Source organism: Thioclava sp. SK-1 (genome assembly GCF_001705665.1).
GTDB lineage: Bacteria > Pseudomonadota > Alphaproteobacteria > Rhodobacterales > Rhodobacteraceae > Thioclava.
Genome location: NZ_MDHA01000053.1, coordinates 49,633 through 69,353 on the forward strand (window position 1 = coordinate 49,633; position 19,721 = coordinate 69,353).

Consider the following 19,721-nt stretch of genomic DNA (forward strand, 5'->3'; position numbering starts at 1 on the left):
ATCACCGAACAAAGACCGAATCTTACCCTAGGAGTCCGCCCGTGACCCGAGTTTCCATGATCCTACCGCTGCTTGTTGCGCCTGTGTTGGCACATGCCCAAGAGGCCGACGGCTACAGCTATTCCCAACCGCGCATGTCCAGCCAATCCAGCGGGACCGGTGCGATTTTCACATTGGGTGCCGGTGTGGCTGTTGCACCAAAATATCCGGGGTCTGATGAATTCACCACTGGCCCGGATATGGTTATTCGTTTTCACGCGCTGAACTATAACGGCACGATGATCGGCAACACCGATCCGAATGCGCGCAACATGGGCTTTTCGGTCTCTGGTTCGTTCCGATATGTTGGGGAGCGCGACACAAGCGAATATCCCGAATTGTTTGGTATGGATGATGTCGAAGATTCGATCGAACTTGGCTTGGGCCTGAACTACGAAATCGACAATCTGAAACTGTTCAGTGATGTGCGCTACGGTGTGACCGGCCATAACACTTGGGTGGGTGAGGTTGGCGCCGATTTTGTGACGCAGCCGATGGAGAATCTGACATTGACGATGGGGCCGCGTGCGTTTTGGGGCACCGAGAAATTTGCACAGACCTATTACGGTGTGACGGCGGCAGAATCGGCGGCATCGGGCGGGGCGCTTGCAGCGTTTGACGCCGATGGCGGTTTCTTGTCTGCAGGTGTTGAGCTGGGCGCGCGTTACAGCTTTGACAGCGGTTGGGGTCTGGAATCCACCCTGCGTTATGACAAGCTGATCAGCGATGCAGGCGACAGCCCGATCACGAAGGTTGGTTCGGATGAGCAGTGGCGCTTTAATTTGGATGTGACACGTGTGTTCCGCATGGGCGCCATCTGATCCACCATATGAAATGCAATAGAAAAGGCCGCCTTTTCCGGCGGCCTTTTCTATGTGATCAGTCGATCAAATGTGCGGGTGTGCGGCCGTCATCCACCAGCTTTTTCCAACCGTTCCAGGGCTTCTAGCCATAGTGCTTCAGCGCGGTTCATCGCGTCACGCGCCTCGGCATGTTTCATTTGCCACTTGGCCGCATCATTGGCCCGGCCGGGAAGGTACAGCGCCTGATCGGCCAGAATGTCATCCAGCTTCTTGATCATCTCACCCAGCTTTTCGACCCGTTCCTCAGACTTGCGCACATCGGCACGCAGCATCTGAATTTTATCGCGCGGGGCTTTGACGGGTTTGGGCTTTTCTTTCTTTTCGACTTTGGGTTTGTCGTCCGGATCGCCGGCCAATAATTCACCGCGATAGGTGTCCAGATCAAATTCATAGGGGGCAACACGCCCACCTTTGACCAGCCACAAACGGTCCGCAACCAGTGACAGAAGGTGCATATCGTGGCTGACCAAGATCACCGCGCCCGAGTAATCATTCAGCGCGACGGTCAACGCCTCACGGCTTTCGATATCAAGGTGGTTCGTCGGTTCATCCAAAATCAGCATATGCGGCGCATCAATCGTTGCCAGCAACAGCGATAGCCGGGCTTTTTGCCCACCTGACAGCTTGCCGACATTGGTATCGGCTTGATCTGCGCCCAGTCCAAAGCCGGCGAGCCTTGCGCGTAATCGTGATTGTCCTTCACCAGGGCGCAGCCGTTGCAAATGCACCAAAGGCGTTGCACCAAGGTCCAGTTCATCCACCTGATGCTGGGCAAAATATCCGACACGCAGCTTGGAAGATTTCACTACGCTGCCGCCCATGGACGGCAGTTTGTCGGCCAGCAATTTCGATAGGGTTGATTTGCCCTCACCGTTTCTGCCCAGCAGCGCGATGCGGTCATCTTGATCAATGCGCAGGTTCAATCGCTGCAACACGGCCTTGCCATCATACCCTACCGAGCCACCATCAATGGCGACGATGGGCGGAGAAAGATCTTCCGGTTTGGGAAAGGTGAAGACTTGTTTGGCCGCATCTTCTGGCGCAGTGATCGTGTCCATCTTCTCCAGCATTTTCACGCGCGATTGCGCCTGTTTTGCTTTACTGGCCTTGGCTTTGAAGCGATCGACAAAGCTTTGCAAATGCGCGCGACGTTCGTCTTGTTTTTTCGCTGCGGCAGCTTGTTGTTCGCGATTGGCAGCGCGTTGGCGCGCGAAACTATCATATCCGCCGGTATACAGCGTCAGCTTTTTGCCTTCCAAATGCAAAATCGCGCCCACAGCCCGGTTCAACAGCCCGCGGTCGTGGCTGATCACCATGACCGTGTGCGGATATTTTGCCAGATATTGCTCTAGCCAAAGCGCGCCTTCCAGATCCAGATAGTTGGTTGGCTCGTCCAGCAGCAGCAGGTCAGGTTGCGCAAAGAGAACTCCGGCCAAAGCCACCCGCATCCGCCATCCGCCCGAAAAATCCGAGCATGGTTTCAACTGTGCCTGTGCGTCAAACCCCAGACCCCGCAAGATAGAGCTGGCCCGCGCCTCCGCGGACCAGGCATCAATATCGGTCAATCGGGTTTGGATATCCGCGATCCGCGTCGGATCCGTTGCCGTTTCGGCTTCGGCCATTAATGCGGCACGCTCTGTGTCAGCTTCCAAGACCGTATCAAGCAAGGAGGTCGATGATGACGGAACCTCCTGTGCCACACCGCCCACGCGGGCGCGCGAGGGCAGGCTGATGTCGCCGCCTTCCAGCGACAGCTCGCCACGGATGATTTTGAAAAGCGTGGTTTTACCCGCACCGTTGGGACCTACAAGGCCGACCTTATGCCCGTCAGGGATTGTGGCCGACGCGCCTTCAAATAGCGTGCGACCTTCAACGGCATAGGTGATATCAGAGATATTTAGCATAGTTGAGCCATGCCTCAGCCAATCGTCCAGGTCAATCGCCAAACTAACTGTGTATGACGATTTGGACCGGCGCTGGAGGTGGCGCAGGCCACCGACCGCCCTTTTCGGGGCTCAATGCCGCGCAAAGGGCGTCCGTGGCGTCGATAGCGGCAGTAGGGAAAAGGCTCAGGCTGCTTTCAAGCGATACGTGCCTGTGGCAGGCAGCACGTCCAGATACCATCTTGGACGCGGCGTCGGTGTGCTGTCCTGGCTAAGTTCATCTTCTAAAAGGGCAGTCCAATGTTGCACCTGTGCCTCCAGATCGGGGCCTTTGAGCTGCAAAATGTGTTCGGCCCGCGCCAGATTTTCACGTGCGGTCTGGGCTTTCACCTGGGCCGAAATCAATTGCGCGTTGAAAGACGGTGCATGTAACGCAGATCTGACCGAGGTCGCATCTTTCGGCTGCAAACGCTCTGCTTTATCGCTCCAGAATTTCGCGATTTGGGCTTGGTGAATGCAGGCTGATTTCAGATTGGTGCGATACAGCTCTGCGGCTTGGATCATCGCACGATATGAGCTCGCTTTCAGTGATCCGCTTGTGGCGCTTCTTTCTGTGCGCAGCGTTGCTGCCTCACGCCAATCTTTTGCAAGGCGCTGCAATTCGCTCGTCATACTTAGACACATGATCTGCTCGTGATCTTAACAGCCACATTGATAATCCTACGGCAGCTTAGGCAAAGCTGCGAGAAGATATGGCGGCACTGGTTGAACGGTCATCTACGGGTAGTGTTTTTATATCTTTGTTCGGCCATATTTGCTACAAATTAATTACCAAAAAGTTAATAACCCAAGTTGATTTATGAACCTGTCAAGTGCCTTTTCTTACATTTAAAATCAATATGATAGTTTTTCCCGGTAGATGTGCTCTGGACGATTTGGTCATCAATATTTCGTTATTATTGCCCGTTATAGGGCATAGCCAGCCGCCGTCTTGCGGTCGAAAATGACACCGGGCGGCGCTGGACTGCGCCGCCCGGGTTTTGCCGTTTATACGGGGATTAGAATCCGGCTTTGATCTTTTCGAACTCTGCCAGCTGGCGTTCGCGCAGGGCAGGGTCATTTGGGGTCTGCGCCAAGATTGGTGCGTCGATTTGGGTCAGACCTGCGGTTTCCAAATCCGCCTGCGCAACCTGTTCCATTGCAGTCAAATTCGTGTGGCCATAGTTCATTTCATCCACCAAAACCTGCCCCGAGCTGGGGCTGAGCCATGAGTTGATAAAATCATAGGCTTTATCTTCAGAACCGGGCCCCTCTTTCATATTGACCATACCGCAAAACCAGGTCGACGAGCCCTCTGCCGCTTCGCGTTGAAAGGCGACCGGGTACCCATCAGCCTGTAGATAGGCCACGCCGTCATTCCATGACCATGAAATCAAGACTTCGCCCGATGCCATGGTCTGGGCTTGTTCGGCAGGGTCAGACCAATAGGACTGGACGTTTTTATTGGCTTCGCGCAGCCAATCCGCGGCGGCTTGGAATTGCGCATCTGTCACGTCGGTCCAATCGGTCACGCCCGTTGCCAAATAGGCAAGCGCCCAAACATCATCGGAACTGTCGGGCAGCGAAATCCGGCCTTCATATTTCGGGTTCAAGAAAACATTAAGGCTTGCGACATCTTCGGCCGGAACTTCTTCGGGATTGTAGGCGATGGCAGTGACACCCCAATCAGTGGGGATATACCATACGCCTTGGTCATCAGAGAAAATATCCGATGCTAAGTATTTGGGGTCAATGTTTTTAAACTCTGGAATGCGCGAGACATCCCATGGCTCAATCAGGCCCGCATCGCGATATTTTGACACCATCTGAGAGCAGGGATGCGCGATATCGGTCTTAAAGCCCGAGGCAATTTTTTGATAGGCTTCGTCATCATCACCGTAGAATGTGTAGCTGGGAACATCGCCATTTTTCTCCTGATACGATGTCAGAAGCCCGGGAAGTTCAAAACCTGACCAGTCGAAAACCAGTAGATCCGTATCCGCAGCCTGGGTCGGTTGCGCGATCAGCGGAAGCGCGGTTGCAAGGGCAAGGGCGCCCAATCGCGTCGTAATATATGTCATTCAGTTTCATCCCACATCGTGATTGCCTTGATAGGACGCTAGAACGAGGTAATTACGCTCACAAGAGTGTTTTTGCGTGAAGGAGCGGATGGCACTAGCAACAATCCTCTGAGTCAGAGGGGCTCTGCCCCGATCCCGGTTTCAGGGGCATAATGCCCCTGAAACCGGGATCCCCCGGGATATTTTCGGCAAGATGAAAGTGAAGCAGTGGACCAATTGCATTTGGCGTTTATCTGGAGGTGTAATTTTGGTTGGCCGAGGAGGGAATGGGCATGGCACAGGCACCGGTGATCTTGTGGCTTCGCAGGGATTTCAGGTTTCATGATCATCGTGCGATGATGGCAGCCCATGAGACGGGCGCACCCGTTATTGCCTTGTTCATTTGTGATGCGCAGATCGAAGGTTTGGGGGCTGCGCCAAAATGGCGCCTGGGTTTGGCGATCGAGGCTTTTGCTAAGGCGTTGAGTGAACGTGGTGGGCGATTGATTTTACGCCGCGGAAACGCGTTGCGCGTTTTGCAAGAGATGATTTCTGTCACGGGAGCGGTGGCTGTGCATTGGTCGCGGGCCTATGATGAAGAAGCGATTGCGCGTGATACTGAGGTGAAATCGGCCCTGAAAGCGCAAGGGATTGAGGCGGTCAGCCATGCCGGCCATTTATTGTTTGAGCCTTGGTCGGTCGCAACGCAAAAAGGCGAAGCATATAAAGTTTATACCCCCTATTGGCGTGCGGTAAAGGACCGGGGCGTTAATGCACCTGTGCGTGTAGTCGAGAAATGGTCGGCACCTGCGGACTGGCCTGAAAGCGACGCGTTGCGCGATTGGGGTTTGGGTGATGGGATGCAGCGGGGCGCGCAAGTTGTCGCTGGGCATGTTCAGGTAGGGGAGGCGGCCGCGCTGGACCGTTTGCGCCGTTTTACGGAAGAAAAGATTGATAGCTATAAGGCAAATCGCGATATCCCGTCCCATCACGCGACGTCTGGCCTGTCGGAAAATTTGACTTATGGCGAGATCAGCCCTCGGGTGATTTGGCACGCAGGTTGGCGGCGGATGGAAGAAGGCGCGTCAGGGGCAGAGCATTTTTTGAAAGAATTGGTCTGGCGGGAATTTGCCTGGCATCTGATGTATCATTTCCCGCAGTTGCCCGATCAGACATGGCGTAAGGAATGGCGCGATTTTGTTTGGCACGATGACAATGATGATGCCGAGCTGTGGCGGCGCGGCATGACAGGGGAGCCATTTGTGGATGCCGCCATGCGGGAGATGTATGTCACGGGTACGATGCACAACCGTGCGCGAATGATTGTAGCATCATATCTGACCAAACATCTGCGGGTGGATTGGCGTGTTGGGCGGCGCTGGTTTGAAGAGTGTTTGATTGATTGGGATCCGGCTTCCAATGCGATGGGTTGGCAATGGGTGGCGGGATGTGGCCCAGATGCGTCACCATATTTTCGGGTATTTAACCCGGCCACGCAGGCGGAGAAATTCGACGGGGATCAAACCTATCGCCGGGCGTTTATTGCCGAAGGGCAAGATCCGCCGGCCGAAACAGCGCAGGCCTTTTTTAAGGCGGTTCCAAAATCATGGGGGCTGGATGCGTCCCAGCGTTATCCCAAGCCGATTGTCGATTTGAAAGCTGGACGTGAGGCAGCATTGGAGGCCTATCAGGATTTCAAATCGTAGGCATGGATATGTCTGCAATCACAACACAGTAACGTGATTGCGAAATGCACATCAGATTTTCCCTATTTTAGCCATATTCTACAGCCAGTCTGTTCGCACGCGGACCGCAGATATGTGTCCACGATGGCGCTGTTGGGCGCGACATAAGTTAGGGAAGATAGCGTATGCAACGCGTGACGGTCCGGAATTCTCATATGCGTATGCCGACGGCGGCGAAATTGTTCGGTTGTGCCGGACTGGCGACGACAGCGGGTATTACGACCGTGTCACTGCTGCAATATCTTCCTGCGGGCACGAAAACCGAAGGTGTTCTGGGGGTATCGATTGCCTTTGGAGTTTTGCTGGGCTGGCGGGTGATTGGCCCGGCCCGGATGCGCGGCTATGGTGCTGCGGTTTCCGTTGGATGCCGCGCGGCGTTTTATCTTACAATCTGTGTCCTGGGGTTTCTGGGGGCGCTGCAAATGCTGCACCGAGCGATGTTGATGCGTTATGATGGACCAATGGATGCGTTGACCGATGTGATCGCCCAAGGCGCGCATGTGGGTTTGGAAGTGTTTCGTCCTGATATTGTGGTGATGTTGTTTGTCGGTGCCGTGGTCACTACTATGTTAAGCAGATGGGCAGGCAGCCGCTGGCCCTAAGCTGCGCAAAACGCGCCTAGACCATGGGCAATGATGTGACTCATCAGTATTTTTTCTACGGCACACTTAGTTACCCACCGCTTTTGGCCCGTGTTTTGGGCCGTATGCCTGATATGAAGCCGGCTTATTTGGATGGGTATGACCCGCATGTCGCGCGGCAAAATGGGGCCGACTTGCCCTTCCCAATTTTGGTGAAAACCCCGGATGGCGGCACGCCGGGGGTTTTGATCGAAACCTTAACACCCCAAGAAGACGAACGGCTTAGGATCTATGAAGATGGGTTTGGCCTGCATGGGGTCGATGTATTCTTGGATGGAATCGAAGGGCCGGTTCCTGCACGTGTCTTTTTGCCCGATACTGACCAATGGACGCCGGGCGATGCCTGGCATTTGAGTGACTGGTGCGAGCATTGGGGCGATATCGCAACCGAGGCAGCCGGCGATTTAATCGCTGCTTTGGGACAGATGGCGCCGCGACAGGCGATGGCGCGTGGTCCACAAATGCTGCTGCGGGCTGCGTCACGTTTGCGCGCACAGCACATCGGCCAAACCGCACAGCGCCGCTTTCACGCAAGCCCACAGGATGTGGTGGTGGAAGATATTGCGATTCCATATGCGAAATTCTTCGCTGTTGAGGAATACCGCCTGCGCCACCGTAAGTTTTCCGGCACGATGAGCGCGCCGCTGGAGCGTGCTGTCTTTGTGTCGGGCGATGCGGCGGTGATGTTGCCCTATGATCCGGTGCGTGACCGGGTGTTGCTGATTGAACAGTTTCGCCCTGGGCCTTTGGCGCGCGGGGATCATAACCCATGGCTGTTGGAGGCGATTGCCGGGCGAATTGATCCGGGCGAGACACCTGAACAGGCCGCATTGCGCGAAGGGGCAGAGGAGGCGGGCGTTGTGATCGACCGTCTTGTGGCCGCGCCAGATTTTTATCCGTCACCGGGTGCGAAGTCGGAATATGTCTATTGTTATATCGGCATTGCGGATTTGCCCGATGGGGCTGCACAGGCCGGTGGCCTTGAAGACGAAGGAGAGGATATTCGCCCTCATCTTATCAGTTTTGACGAATTGATGGCGCTGGTCGACAGTGGAGAGTTGAACAATGGTCCGGCGTTGATCTGTGCCTTCGCATTGTTGCGGGCGCGGGCGGATCTGCGTGCCCAGGCGGCAACGAGCCCATCCAAATGATATTAGGCGTAAATCCCGGATCTGCGCAGATATTTGGGCGGCTGTTTTCGTGGAACCGGGCGATATTAGGACAGGCGTTATGCCAATCTGACCGATGTTGGTCAGATTTTCGTCGTGTTGACAGGGCGAATGCTTTCAATCCTTCGGATATGACTTGAGGCGGCGACGCGCGCAGCCTAAGTCTGTAGTCCAAAGATATGCCAAATGCTAAGGAGAGGATCATGAGGGTTTGCGACGATCTCGCGGCGACAGTGGGCAATACGCCCCTGATCAAGCTGAAAAAAGCGTCGGAGCTGACCGGGTGCAACATCCTCGGCAAGGCTGAATTCATGAACCCCGGTCAGTCGATCAAGGATCGTGCTGCGTTGTTCATCATTCGCGATGCGATTGCCAAGGGGCAGCTGAAACCGGGTGGCACGATTGTTGAGGGCACTGCCGGCAACACCGGTATCGGCCTTGCGCTGGTGGGCGCGTCAATGGGCTTCCGCACGGTTATTGTGATCCCCGAAACCCAAAGCCAGGAAAAGAAAGACATGATCCGCCTGGCAGGCGCAGAGCTGGTGCAGGTGCCCGCAGCGCCCTATAAAAACCCAAATAATTATGTCCGCTACTCGGAACGTTTGGCCAAAGAACTGGCCAAGACCGACCCTAACGGCGTGATCTGGGCCAATCAGTTTGACAACACAGCCAACCGTGAAGCCCATATTCAGACCACTGGACCGGAAATCTGGGATCAAACAGGTGGCAAGGTTGATGGTTTTGTCTGCTCTGTCGGGTCGGGCGGAACATTTGCCGGCACCGGGATGGTGTTGCAGCCCAAGGGTGTAAAGGTCGCGTTGGCCGATCCCGATGGCGCAGCGTTGCACAGTTTTTACACCACCGGTGAACTGAAGGCCGAAGGATCATCAATCAGCGAAGGTATCGGCCAGGGTCGCATTACCGCAAATCTTGAAGGGTTTACGCCTGATTTCTCATATAATGTGCCAGATGCAGAGGCGCTGCCGATTGTGTTTGATCTGGTTCAGGAAGAGGGGCTGGTGCTGGGCGGGTCCTCAGGGATCAATATCGCTGGTGCGATGCGAATGGCCAAGGATTTGGGCCCGGGCCATACGATCGTCACTGTGCTATGTGACTATGGTAATCGATATCAGTCAAAGCTGTTCAACCCAGAGTTCTTGAAGGAAAAGGGCTTGCCGGTGCCTGAATGGCTGGACCGTGAACCACGCGATCTGCCCGAGGTCTATGCCGAATGATCCGATCTATCCTGCGCCTTTTGGCGTTCGTCACCTGCCTTGCATATGCTGGGCTTGCTGCGGCGCAGGATAGTTCACTGCCCGATTACCAGGCATGGCAAAGCTTTGCCGATCAGGCGCAGACCACGCTGGATGAGGGAAAAGCCAGCGATTCCGAGCTGGAAGCTCTCCGCCAGAATATCGTGTCGCTCCGGTCCGAATTTCACAGTGCCCGTGACGCGAATGCCAACCAAATCCAGACGTTACGCGATCAGATCGATGCGCTTGGACCTGCCCCGGCGGAGGGCGATACGGAAGATGAGGCGATTGCGGCACGGCGCAAGGATCTGAATGATCAACTGGGCAAGCTGCAAGCGCCCGGGATTACTGCCACCGAAGCCTCGACCCGGGCGGACGGATTGGTGCGCGCTATCGATGCAGAGCTGCGTACACGGTCTACCGATAAATTGCTGCGCTTGTCGCCATCGCCGCTAAACCCGATCAATTGGGCGTCCGCGCTGACTTTGACTTCCAGCCTTGTGACCAATCTCTATTCAGAGACGGCCGAACGCGCCCAAGACACACAGCGGTTTGAGGCGATGAAAGACAATGGTCCGGTCATCGCGGGCCTGTTCTTTGTGTCGGTGATCTTGCTATGGCGCGGGCGCAGTTTCATGCAGCGCGTCTCGGTAAAGCTGTTGGATAGGTCATCTTTGCGCGCGCGCATGGTGATCGAAACCGTCGTGTCGATTGGTCAAATCATCGTGCCGATGATTGGCACAACGCTGTTTTTGACGGCCCTTGTGGAAACTGATCTGTTTGGCAGCCTGTGGAAAGGCTTGATTGCCGTCGTTGGCGGCATCGCGCTGATCATCTTGTTTTCCGCCTGGCTGGCAGGACGGATTTTTCCGTCGCGCGACCGTGCGGATTCTCCCTTCACACTATTGGCAGAGCGTCGCGCCGAAGGCCGTCTGTTGACCCTGATTTTGGGTGTGCTGCTGGCAATCAAACAACAATTGGGTGATTGGATCATCGCCCAAGCAGATCCGCTGATGCTCGGTGGGGGGCAAACGGCGCAGGCAGCCAGCGATGCGGCCACGCGTATTGATGGCGGGCTTGCCGTTTTGGTGTTTCCGCTGCAGGTCGCGGCCTGCATGGCTTTGTTCCGATTGGGGCAATTGCTGCGCCGCCATGTGCATAATTCTGATAACACCGATGATGCTGGTGCATTTCGCAACACGCTGATCCGTTTGATCGCGACATTGATCCTCGCTGTGTCGATTGTCAGCCCTGTGCTGGGGGGGATCGGCTATGTGAATGCGGCAAACGGACTGATTTGGTCAACTATTCTTTCGCTCATGCTGGCCGGTGTAGTGCTGATTTTGCAGCATTTCCTGGCCGAAATGTATGTAGTTGTCACCAAACGTGAGGATGACGGGCGTGACAGTTTGATCCCCGTTCTGGCGGGTTTTTTACTGGGCTTGCTATCACTACCTGTGCTTGCACTGATCTGGGGCGCGCGGGTTGAAGGACTGCTGGAGGTTTGGACGGCGTTCCGGCAGGGAATTGACCTTGGCGGTGTGCAGATTTCGCCCGCTGTCTTCATGACATTGGCCGCGGTTTTCACCATCGGCTATATGGCAACCCGAATTTTGCAAGGTGCGCTGCGCACAACCATCTTGCCAAAAACGACGATCGACAAGGGCGGGCAAAATGCCATCGTGTCCGGTGTGGGCTACCTTGGGGTATTCCTGGCAGCATTGATGGGCATTTCGGCGGCTGGGATCAACCTGTCGTCATTGGCGATTGTCGCAGGCGCGCTTTCGGTCGGCGTGGGGTTTGGCCTGCAAACTATCGTCCAGAACTTTGTCTCTGGGATTATTTTGTTGGTGGAACGCCCGATTTCCGAAGGCGATTGGATTGAAGTCGGGGGGCAAATGGGGGTGGTGAAGGCGATCTCGGTTCGCTCCACCCGAATTGAAACATTCGACCGGACCGAAGTTATTGTCCCCAATGCTGATTTGATTGCCAATCAGGTAACGAACTGGACCCGAGGGAATATGACCGGGCGTCTTATCGTGCCCGTGGGCGTGGCATATGGCACCGATACCCGCAAGGTGGAGCAGATTTTGCTGGAAATCGCCGAGGCCCAGCCAACCGTCATGCTGAACCCCGAACCACAGGTGGTCTTCACCAGTTTCGGGGCCGACAGCATGAATTTTGAAGCCCGTGTGATCTTGTCTGACGTGAATTTCAAGCTGCGCGTAATGTCGGAAATGAACCATCAGATTAACGCAAGGTTCCGCGAAGAAGGGATTGAAATTCCCTTTGCCCAACGTGATTTGTGGCTGCGTAACGCAGAGGTTTTGACCGGGCGCCAGCCCCAGCCCAAACCGCCCGAGCCAAAGCTGGATGATCAGCCGCATAAGCTGGGCACACCTGCGCCGGGCGAAGGGCTGCAAGACAGTCCAGCAGATTCTGGCGGGGCAGATGGCGATGGGGGGCGCTAAGCCGCGCCCCATCTGCTGGCGATATTACTTACCGATGGACATGATGTCATAGGGTGTGCCCTGGTAAATTTCATTAATCCAATTGCCATATAGAAGATGCGCATGACTGCGCCAGCGGTTCAGCGGTGCTTGGTTTGGATCATCATCAGGGTAGTAATTTTCTGGCACGGTGACCGGCTTTCCGGCCAATACATCACGATCATATTCGTCTTTCAACGTCGTGCTATCATATTCAAAATGATTGAATACATAAAGCGCACGCGCTGCCACATCTTGCACCAAACATGGGCCGGTAGTGTCGCTGTCAAGCAGCATGGTCAGGCCGGCTGCCTCCATCTCGGAGCGGCGCATCTCTGTCCAGCGCGAAACAGGCACAAGGCAATCATCTGAAAACCCACGCAAATAGGGCGAAGCGGGCTGACAATTGCGATGCCGGAAGCAGCCAAACTGCTTTTCCGTCAGGATATGTTTGGCGATGCCGTGGAAATGATAGGCCATCGCCATACCACCCCAGCACACGCCAAAGGTCGAAAATACATGCGTGCGTGTCCATTCAAACACGCGCTGCAATTCGTCCCAGTAGGTCACATCTTCAAACGGCAGATGTTCAATCGGTGCGCCGGTGATGATCAGCCCGTCGAATTTCTCGCCCGACGCCTCTACTTCCGTGAAGGGGCGATAGAATTGTTCCATATGGTCGGCGGCGGTATTTTTCGCCTGATGTTCGCTCATACGGATCAGCTGAAAATCTATCTGCAAGGGGGTTGCGCCGATCAAGCGGCCAAATTGGTTTTCAGTTTGGATCTTTTTAGGCATTAGGTTCAATAAACCGATGCGGATCGGGCGAATATCCTGCGTTGCCGCACGGCCTGGCGAAATCACCATCACACCCTCTTTCGACAAAATGTCAAAGGCGGGCAGGGATTGCGGCAAAGTAATCGGCATCGGTTTCGTCCTACTGCATGGGCATGGTGCCCGGTCTTTTGGTCTTGGCGTATGAAACTGTAAGAAGTGCTAATGTCAGTTAGGCGGGCATGGCCTGCGCGATCAGGGATGTAAAATCTTTTTTGTCGCGCACAAGGGCCACATCTTCGGCTTTGACCGTGATCCCCCAGTTGCGCGCCATCGCATCATAGCGGGGTTGGCGGTGCGCCAGTGCCTGCGCATAGGTCCAGCGCACGAAATCATCCGGGTTGACCTCTTCTTCGCGCAGGCCGCGTTCGACACGATATTCCACCCATTTGCGTTCCAGAAATTCGGGCTGGTAATACATGGGCTTGGGCGCGCGATCAAAACGGCGGACAAGCTCTTCTGTATGGGCATCAGACCCTTCAATCCAAACCATCAACATCTTCGACGACAATGCGGTCAGGATCGGGTCATTGGGGTCATCGGGATCCACCACTTCACAGATAGAGCCACCAGTATCGCAGACAAAATCGCCGATACCGTAAATCTCGGCAGAGCGGCGAATGAAATATTCACTGTCCAGCAGCGCTTGGGTTTCCGCACGGCGATGCTGATTTTGGCGCACCATGTAATCGGCAAAGGGCAAGCCGCCTTTCATCGGTGAACCAGGTTTTCCCAGATAGGTCGATAGCGGCGCAAGGTTATCAAAGCTGATGTTCGAGCGCAGCTCCACCGCATCTTGCAACAGCAATTCACGCAGCAGCGGAATTTTCATCGCCTCGCGTTTGAAATTATCCGCAATATATTCCCCCATATAGCGTGTACCAATGCGGTAATCGATAGAGTAGTGAAACCAACCGGAATCGCGCAACATGTTCGACACATAGGTTTTTCCAAGCCCGGACATGCCAAACAGAAGCACATGTTTTTTCTGTGCTGCCAGCCAGTTGGCACGGGTTGGATAGATCATCGCGCGGCCCTTTATTTGGTGTTTTGCTCTGGCTTGGGTGTATCGCGCCTTGGTGTCGCCGTCACGCCCCTTTGTCACGGTGAAATACAAAACGGCCCGCCATTGGGGCGGACCGTTTTGAAATCGTGATTTGAAGGCTGGATCAGAAGTTAAAGCCGATGCGCAGACCAAAGGCGACGGCATGGTTGTCACGAAATTTCCCCAAGGTGCCGCAATCGCGCTGCGTGGCGGTGCAATTGCCAGTGCCATTGCCAATCGCTGCCGGAACCTCGGTTTCTGCGTCACCAATCATGACATAGCGCACGCCGCCGGTGATTTTGACATTGTCTTTTTGCCATGTCGCCGCCAACCCAAGGGATGTATTTCCATCGGTCGGCCCCAGGTTGCCTGAATAACCGCTTTCGCCGGTTTCATGGCTGACAAAGGCCGCGCCCGACCATGTGTCATTGAATTTGCGCCCGACGCCCAGCGTATAGGTCCAGCTGTCTTCATCATGTGATACCAAAGGCTCTTGGTAGGGGTTAGAGATGTTCATATAGGCAGGTGGAGCAATCTCAAATTTCGACCATTGCGCCCATTTGACAGAGCCAAATAGCAATGTATCCGCCATAATCCCAGTTTGGGCCTCCAGATTGACCGATTGCGGGATTTCTACTTCCATCTTATCCACCAAAATGGTGCTGCCATTGATAGACTCGGTGGTGTCGAAATCATGCGTGACTGCGGAATTATAGGTCAGTGCGACGCGGGCTGCGATTTCGGGCTTTTCCCAGGCGACACCCAAGACATAGCCAAAGTCAGTCGCGTCATTCGTTGTCATACCATAGCCGTTGAACAGCGACACGGTGCCCTTGGTGCGGATTGCGCGAACCCCGCCGATAACGCTGAAATTATTTGGCAATTCATAGCGAAGCAACGCGGTAGAGGCGATTGAATTGATATCGGCCGCCGAGACGGTCCCGCCGGGGATCCCCAAGCCCAGTGCCGCTTGACCGCCATACAGATAGGCCGGGTTGGTATAGGACACATCTGCGCCGATCGCTTCATCCAGGATCATTGCAAAATGCAGTCCTTCGGTGATCTCGGTTTTCACCGACAAACCATAGGTATTGTAATCGGGCGCAACATCCCCCGATGATCCGCCGCCCGGCAACACCACAATTGGCGTATTACCAAAGGTGATATCTTGTTGTGTTCCGGATACTTTGGGCTGCACGCGGCCCATGCTGAATTCAGCATAATTGCCGTCTTCGAACAGAATTCCAACAGATTGTGACGAACGTTCGATGCCGCCCGCCAGTGCCGTGCTTGCTGTTAATGCAAGCCATGTGGCGCCAGTAATAACTGCTTTCATGAGCTTTCCTCCCAGTCTTCTCCCAAAGCTAGGGATTGAGCCTAGCATGACGCCAATGTGAATCAATTGAGCTGATTTGTGACGTGGCGTCTCTTGGCGGTTGGCTGATAAACCTGTCAATTGAAACTGTGTCGAAGGGGTAAATAAAACTGAAATGTCGGATCGAACTGGTGCAGGAACGCCATAATTTATTGATAAATTAAGCGGGCTTACAGTATTTTCTGCGCCAAATTGATTGCGCCGATGGCGCCCAACCAAACCACTGATAGCGTGATTGCAAGCAGGCTTGGCAGCCACAACGTATAGCGTGGCGCGGGAATGTAGGGCACTGAGCGGGCCGGTGTGGTTTTTGTGGCCTTTTTTTCGGATGAATTTGGCATATCCGCGCCTTTTTGATGCGTTTGGGGATGTGGCCGCGATAAAAGATGCCACCCGATCATATTGTCACCAACGCGTTAAAGAGACGTTAGGCAACGCCGTGCTTAACGAAGATATGGAACAGATAACCATCTTGGAATCAGCCCTGAGCGGCGATGATTGGGATCTTGCGCTTGCAGCGCTTGATAGTGCTGTTTTGCCAGCATTGCAGCAATCGGGTCCCTACGGAGACATTGCTGCAATGGGTGGTCGGCGTGTTTTACGCTTGATCCTTTCGCGCGGTGGGGAACGGATCGCAATGGCGCAGCTGATCGGCCGCGCCGGGCTGTGGTGGCTGGGCCGTGGCCCGGTGTGTCGCCAAGGTGTCACGCTTGATCACAGGCTGGTGCTGCGCAAAATTGCCCGACATCTGCGCGGCGTTCTGATTGCAACCCCTGAAACCCTGATTTCGGGCCGTGGATTGATCCCGCTTGTAACACCGCGACATCATGCGATCTGGGCGCTTGGGCCTGCAGGAAAAACCCTGCGTGAGGGAATGGCCGGGAAGTGGCGCAACCGTCTTGCCGCGGCAGAGCGTAAGGGGATCGGCATTGCCCTGGAAGACGATCCCAAATGGTTACTGCAAGCAGAGACTGCACAGCGCAAATTACGCGGCTATAAATCACTTCCGGCGGAATTCGTGCAGGCCTGGGAATTTGTGCGCCCTGGCGGGGTATTGACCCTATCGGCAAAGAATGATCGCGGTGATGCTTTGGCCGGCGTTGTGTTTCTATATCACGGCAATGGTGCAAGCTATCAGGTTGGCTGGTCTGGTGAAGAGGGCCGGGCGGTTGGTGCGCATAACCTGCTGCTGTGGCAGGTGGCGCTTGCACTAAAGGCGCAGGGGCTACGCTGGCTTGATCTGGGCGATATCAACTCGGAGGAGGGCGAAGGGTTGATGCGCTTCAAATTGGGAACCGGCGCGCAGGCACAGCAGCTTGGCGCAACAGTTCTTGTTTTGCCCGGTTAAGCCACCATCAGGTTTTCTGATAAAATAGTAAGCCGCCTTAGTTTCACCGTGTTTTCTCCTCAGCTTTTCCCGCATTGCCAGGTAATTCATTCGAAACGGTTCAATTGCGGCCGATGATGAAACAGAAAACCTGCGTAATTCGGGCAGTAGTTTGAAAAAGAGGCAAGGCTTATGGCGTTTCAGATTTTGAAATACGCACCCAAAGATATGTGCCAACATATGCCTCCTGCAATTTTTCCAGTAATTTTGGGATTGATGGGCTTGGGCTTCGCATGGAAGCAGGCGGCGCAGAATTTTGGTGTGCCCAATGCGGTGCCCGCGATTGTGCTGGGCGCGCTTACGGTGTTGGCGATTGCGGCCTTGCTGGCCTATGTCGTGAAATTTGCGCAACGCCCTTCTGTGGTATTAGAGGATTTGGCGGTGCTACCGGGGCGTTTGGGGATGTCTTGCGCAGTCTTGCTGCCATATCTGTTGTCGTTGGTTATTGCCCCCTATGCGCCGGTGCAGGCTGTGCTGATCTTGGTTTTGGCGATGGTTGTGCAAGCGGCGTTCAACGGTGCGTTGATCTTTGGGTTCGTCACTGGACCGTCCGAGCAGCGGCGCGTTGACGCGATCTGGCATCTTGCGTTTGGCGGCTGGATCGTTGGCGCGGCGACAGCGCATCATCTTGGGATGACATGGGTTGCGGCATTGTTGTTTTGGGGCGCGTTACTGACCTGCGTATCGATCTGGGTGATTACATTGCAGCAAATGTCGCGTGACACGGTGACGGCGGCGTTGCGTCCAATCCTGGCGCTGCATCTTGCGCCCGCTGCCTGCCTTGGCATCGTCTCTACGCAATTCCATGCGGAAGGGATGTCACAAGCCTTTGGGTTAATGACCGTCCTAGGTGTGATTTTGCTGGTGTTGCGTGGCCGCTGGATGGCACGCGCAGGCGCAACGGCGCTATGGGGGGCATTGATCTTTCCATTGGCCACAACCGCTGGGTTCTGGCTGCTGATGGCGGGCATATGGGCACTTCCCGGTGCGGGGCTGCTGGCGGTTGCAACTTTGGTTGCGCTTCCCATTTCGTTGCGCATGCTGCGTGAATGGCTTTATGGCCGTTTGGCGCATAATACCAATGCAGCCATCGCCTGATCACCCAAAACAGAGCATGTTGAGGGGGTTCTTACGCTTTAACACAAATGCTTGTGCGACATTACAGTGAATTCTGTGCGCTTGGGGTTGCCAAGACTGCGTTAAAGTGAAACAGAAAATTGCCAAACGTTCCCTGCCACGGAGACCCGGTTATGCAGATTCGCGAGGCGCTCACTTTCGACGACGTCCTACTTGTTCCAGCAGCATCTTCGGTGCTGCCGTCGGAGGCCGATGTATCGACCTTTGTGACCAAGTCGATCCGTTTGAATATCCCGCTTTTATCTTCGGCTATGGATACGGTCACGGAATCCCGTATGGCGATTGCGATGGCGCAGGCCGGCGGTATGGGTGTGATTCATCGCAACCTGTCGCTGGATGAACAGGCCGCAGAAGTCAGCCGCGTGAAGCGGTTTGAATCTGGTATTGTTTACAGCCCCATCACGTTGACTGCGGATCAAACGCTTGCCGATGCACAGAAATTGGTGGCCCGCTATAATGTCTCGGGTTTCCCGGTGGTGGATGGCGATGGCCGCGTTGTTGGGATTGTGACAAACCGCGATATGCGTTTTGCCTCTGATGCGAACACACCCGTGTCAGCGATGATGACCAAAGACAATCTGGCCATGTTGCAAGAGCCGGCAGACCGGGATCAGGCCCGGATGCTGATGCAAGAACGGCGTATTGAAAAGCTGTTGGTGACGGATGCAAAGGGGCATTTGACCGGTTTGCTGACGCTGAAAGACAGCGAAAAGGCCGTGCTAAACCCACTGGCATGTAAAGATAGCAAGGGGCGTCTGCGAGTTGCTGCGGCCTCAACTGTTGGCGATGCGGGATATGAACGCTCCATCGCATTGATCGACGCGGGCTGTGATTTGATCGTGATCGACACGGCGCATGGCCATTCTGCCGGGGTTGCCAAGGCCGTAGAACGGGTCAAAGCCTATCGCGGCGATGTGCAGGTTGTGGCAGGCAATGTTGCCACCGCAAGCGCAACCAAAGCGTTGATTGATGCCGGCGCTGATGCGGTTAAAGTCGGGATTGGACCAGGGTCGATCTGCACCACCCGTATCGTGGCAGGCGTTGGTGTGCCACAATTGACAGCAATCATGGATGCATGTTCGGGCGCAGGCGATGTGCCAATCATAGCAGATGGCGGGATCAAGCTGTCGGGCGATTTTGCCAAGGCGATTGCAGGCGGTGCAAGCTGCGCGATGGTGGGGTCTGCAATTGCAGGCACCGATGAATCACCGGGTGAAGTAATCCTGTATCAGGGCCGGTCCTACAAATCCTATCGTGGGATGGGATCGCTGGGCGCGATGGCACGCGGATCCGCGGATCGCTATTTCCAAAAGGATGCGGCATCCGACAAGCTGGTGCCCGAGGGGATCGAAGGTCAGGTGCCATATAAAGGCCCGGCTGGCGCGGTCATTCATCAGCTGGTTGGTGGTCTGCGTGCGGCGATGGGCTATACCGGATCGGCAACGGTTGCCGATATGCGCGGTGGTTGCGAATTTGTGCGCATCACGGGGGCAGGGCTGAAAGAAAGCCATGTGCACGACGTGCAGATCACCCGCGAAAGCCCGAACTACCGTATCGGCTGATCCTGTATGGTAATCTTTCTATCGGATGGCCAGGGTGCAAAACGCGCCCTGGCCTTTTTCATTTCGCAGATGACGACAGGGCGCCAAACCGCGCAGAATCGCATGAGTCGTTTCATCCACAGCATGGCGAAGAATTTATTCCTCGTTTTGGTCCGTTTCATAAAAGACGGTGACGCATTTCGGTCGGATTGGTTAAGTAT

16 protein-coding genes are annotated in these 19,721 nt (G+C 55.0%); 9 read left to right on the forward strand and 7 right to left on the reverse strand.

Annotated features, from left to right (window positions below; translation table 11 throughout):
- The first annotated feature begins 41 nt into the window (after positions 1 to 41).
- Positions 42 to 860 carry a MipA/OmpV family protein gene (locus BFP70_RS12785; protein ID WP_066012043.1) on the forward strand — a complete coding sequence of 273 codons (819 nt, stop codon included), beginning with the start codon at positions 42 to 44 and terminating at the stop codon, positions 858 to 860.
- An 89-nt stretch (positions 861 to 949) separates the two neighbouring features.
- On the opposite strand, the gene BFP70_RS12790 is transcribed toward BFP70_RS12785, so the two are convergent.
- From BFP70_RS12790 to BFP70_RS12800, 3 genes are all read right to left on the reverse strand, one after another.
- Positions 950 to 2,806 (reverse strand): ABC-F family ATP-binding cassette domain-containing protein, encoded by a 1,857-nt coding sequence (locus BFP70_RS12790; RefSeq protein ID WP_066012044.1) that lies wholly within the window; start codon positions 2,804 to 2,806, stop codon positions 950 to 952.
- A 165-nt stretch (positions 2,807 to 2,971) separates the two neighbouring features.
- Complete coding sequence (locus tag BFP70_RS12795; RefSeq protein ID WP_066012045.1) at positions 2,972 to 3,457, reverse strand: hypothetical protein; 486 nt, start codon at positions 3,455 to 3,457, stop codon at positions 2,972 to 2,974.
- A 386-nt stretch (positions 3,458 to 3,843) separates the two neighbouring features.
- Entirely contained in the window at positions 3,844 to 4,905 is a 1,062-nt protein-coding gene (locus tag BFP70_RS12800; protein WP_066012046.1) for an extracellular solute-binding protein, read from the reverse strand.
- A gap of 272 nt (positions 4,906 to 5,177) precedes the next feature.
- Between BFP70_RS12800 and BFP70_RS12805 the strand changes: the two genes are divergently transcribed.
- The 5 genes from BFP70_RS12805 to BFP70_RS12825 all read left to right on the forward strand — a co-directional run bounded on the left by BFP70_RS12805 (position 5,178) and on the right by BFP70_RS12825 (position 12,163).
- Entirely contained in the window at positions 5,178 to 6,590 is a 1,413-nt protein-coding gene (locus BFP70_RS12805) for a deoxyribodipyrimidine photo-lyase (protein ID WP_066012047.1), read from the forward strand.
- A gap of 194 nt (positions 6,591 to 6,784) precedes the next feature.
- Positions 6,785 to 7,231, forward strand: coding sequence for a TrgA family protein (locus BFP70_RS12810; protein ID WP_066012048.1), 447 nt, complete (start codon positions 6,785 to 6,787; stop codon positions 7,229 to 7,231).
- 35 nt (positions 7,232 to 7,266) lie between these two features.
- Positions 7,267 to 8,421: an NUDIX domain-containing protein gene (locus BFP70_RS12815; protein ID WP_176715564.1), complete on the forward strand. Its 1,155-nt coding sequence runs from the start codon at positions 7,267 to 7,269 to the stop codon at positions 8,419 to 8,421.
- A 221-nt stretch (positions 8,422 to 8,642) separates the two neighbouring features.
- Positions 8,643 to 9,674 (forward strand): cysteine synthase A, encoded by a 1,032-nt coding sequence (locus BFP70_RS12820; RefSeq protein WP_066012050.1) that lies wholly within the window; start codon positions 8,643 to 8,645, stop codon positions 9,672 to 9,674.
- Positions 9,671 to 12,163, forward strand: a complete 2,493-nt coding sequence (locus tag BFP70_RS12825; protein WP_066012051.1) for a DUF3772 domain-containing protein — start codon at positions 9,671 to 9,673, stop codon at positions 12,161 to 12,163. Before BFP70_RS12820 ends, BFP70_RS12825 begins: the two co-directional genes overlap by 4 nt.
- A gap of 24 nt (positions 12,164 to 12,187) precedes the next feature.
- Here BFP70_RS12825 and metA read toward each other — a convergent pair whose 3' ends face one another.
- From metA to BFP70_RS21080, 4 genes are all read right to left on the reverse strand, one after another.
- On the reverse strand, positions 12,188 to 13,108 hold the full coding sequence (metA, locus tag BFP70_RS12830; protein ID WP_066012052.1) for a homoserine O-succinyltransferase: 921 nt from the start codon (positions 13,106 to 13,108) through the stop codon (positions 12,188 to 12,190).
- Between the two features lie 79 nt (positions 13,109 to 13,187).
- The gene (locus tag BFP70_RS12835; RefSeq protein WP_066012053.1) at positions 13,188 to 14,042 is read right to left on the reverse strand and encodes an ATPase; all 855 of its coding nucleotides are present in this window, start codon (positions 14,040 to 14,042) and stop codon (positions 13,188 to 13,190) included.
- Between the two features lie 142 nt (positions 14,043 to 14,184).
- Positions 14,185 to 15,396, reverse strand: a complete 1,212-nt coding sequence (locus tag BFP70_RS12840; protein ID WP_066012054.1) for an outer membrane protein transport protein — start codon at positions 15,394 to 15,396, stop codon at positions 14,185 to 14,187.
- 209 nt (positions 15,397 to 15,605) lie between these two features.
- On the reverse strand, positions 15,606 to 15,776 hold the full coding sequence (locus BFP70_RS21080) for a hypothetical protein (protein WP_176715565.1): 171 nt from the start codon (positions 15,774 to 15,776) through the stop codon (positions 15,606 to 15,608).
- A gap of 113 nt (positions 15,777 to 15,889) precedes the next feature.
- Here BFP70_RS21080 and BFP70_RS12845 point away from each other — a divergent pair, with 113 nt between their 5' ends.
- The 3 genes from BFP70_RS12845 (at position 15,890) to guaB (ending at position 19,521) form a co-directional block, all read left to right on the forward strand.
- Positions 15,890 to 16,783: a GNAT family N-acetyltransferase gene (locus BFP70_RS12845; protein WP_176715566.1), complete on the forward strand. Its 894-nt coding sequence runs from the start codon at positions 15,890 to 15,892 to the stop codon at positions 16,781 to 16,783.
- Positions 16,784 to 17,002: 219 nt separating this feature from the next.
- Positions 17,003 to 17,920 carry a tellurium resistance protein gene (locus tag BFP70_RS12850; protein WP_176715567.1) on the forward strand — a complete coding sequence of 306 codons (918 nt, stop codon included), beginning with the start codon at positions 17,003 to 17,005 and terminating at the stop codon, positions 17,918 to 17,920.
- 152 nt (positions 17,921 to 18,072) lie between these two features.
- Entirely contained in the window at positions 18,073 to 19,521 is a 1,449-nt protein-coding gene (gene guaB, locus BFP70_RS12855; RefSeq protein ID WP_066012057.1) for an IMP dehydrogenase, read from the forward strand.
- The last annotated feature ends 200 nt before the right edge of the window (positions 19,522 to 19,721 follow it).

Bases quoted from the DNA above. Each gene is read 5' to 3' on its own strand.
- BFP70_RS12795 (WP_066012045.1), bottom strand. From the start codon at position 3,457: ATGACGAGCGAATTGCAGCGCCTTGCAAAAGATTGGCGTGAGGCAGCA.
- BFP70_RS12820 (WP_066012050.1), top strand. From the start codon at position 8,643: ATGAGGGTTTGCGACGATCTCGCGGCGACAGTGGGCAATACGCCCCTG.
- BFP70_RS12840 (WP_066012054.1), bottom strand. From the start codon at position 15,396: ATGAAAGCAGTTATTACTGGCGCCACATGGCTTGCATTAACAGCAAGC.
- guaB (WP_066012057.1), top strand. From the start codon at position 18,073: ATGCAGATTCGCGAGGCGCTCACTTTCGACGACGTCCTACTTGTTCCA.
- BFP70_RS21080 (WP_176715565.1), bottom strand. From the start codon at position 15,776: ATGCCAAATTCATCCGAAAAAAAGGCCACAAAAACCACACCGGCCCGC.
- BFP70_RS12810 (WP_066012048.1), top strand. From the start codon at position 6,785: ATGCGTATGCCGACGGCGGCGAAATTGTTCGGTTGTGCCGGACTGGCG.
- BFP70_RS12850 (WP_176715567.1), top strand. From the start codon at position 17,003: ATGCCTCCTGCAATTTTTCCAGTAATTTTGGGATTGATGGGCTTGGGC.
- BFP70_RS12835 (WP_066012053.1), bottom strand. From the start codon at position 14,042: ATGATCTATCCAACCCGTGCCAACTGGCTGGCAGCACAGAAAAAACAT.
- BFP70_RS12790 (WP_066012044.1), bottom strand. From the start codon at position 2,806: ATGCTAAATATCTCTGATATCACCTATGCCGTTGAAGGTCGCACGCTA.
- BFP70_RS12845 (WP_176715566.1), top strand. From the start codon at position 15,890: ATGGAACAGATAACCATCTTGGAATCAGCCCTGAGCGGCGATGATTGG.
- BFP70_RS12805 (WP_066012047.1), top strand. From the start codon at position 5,178: ATGGCACAGGCACCGGTGATCTTGTGGCTTCGCAGGGATTTCAGGTTT.
- BFP70_RS12825 (WP_066012051.1), top strand. From the start codon at position 9,671: ATGATCCGATCTATCCTGCGCCTTTTGGCGTTCGTCACCTGCCTTGCA.
- BFP70_RS12800 (WP_066012046.1), bottom strand. From the start codon at position 4,905: ATGACATATATTACGACGCGATTGGGCGCCCTTGCCCTTGCAACCGCG.
- metA (WP_066012052.1), bottom strand. From the start codon at position 13,108: ATGCCGATTACTTTGCCGCAATCCCTGCCCGCCTTTGACATTTTGTCG.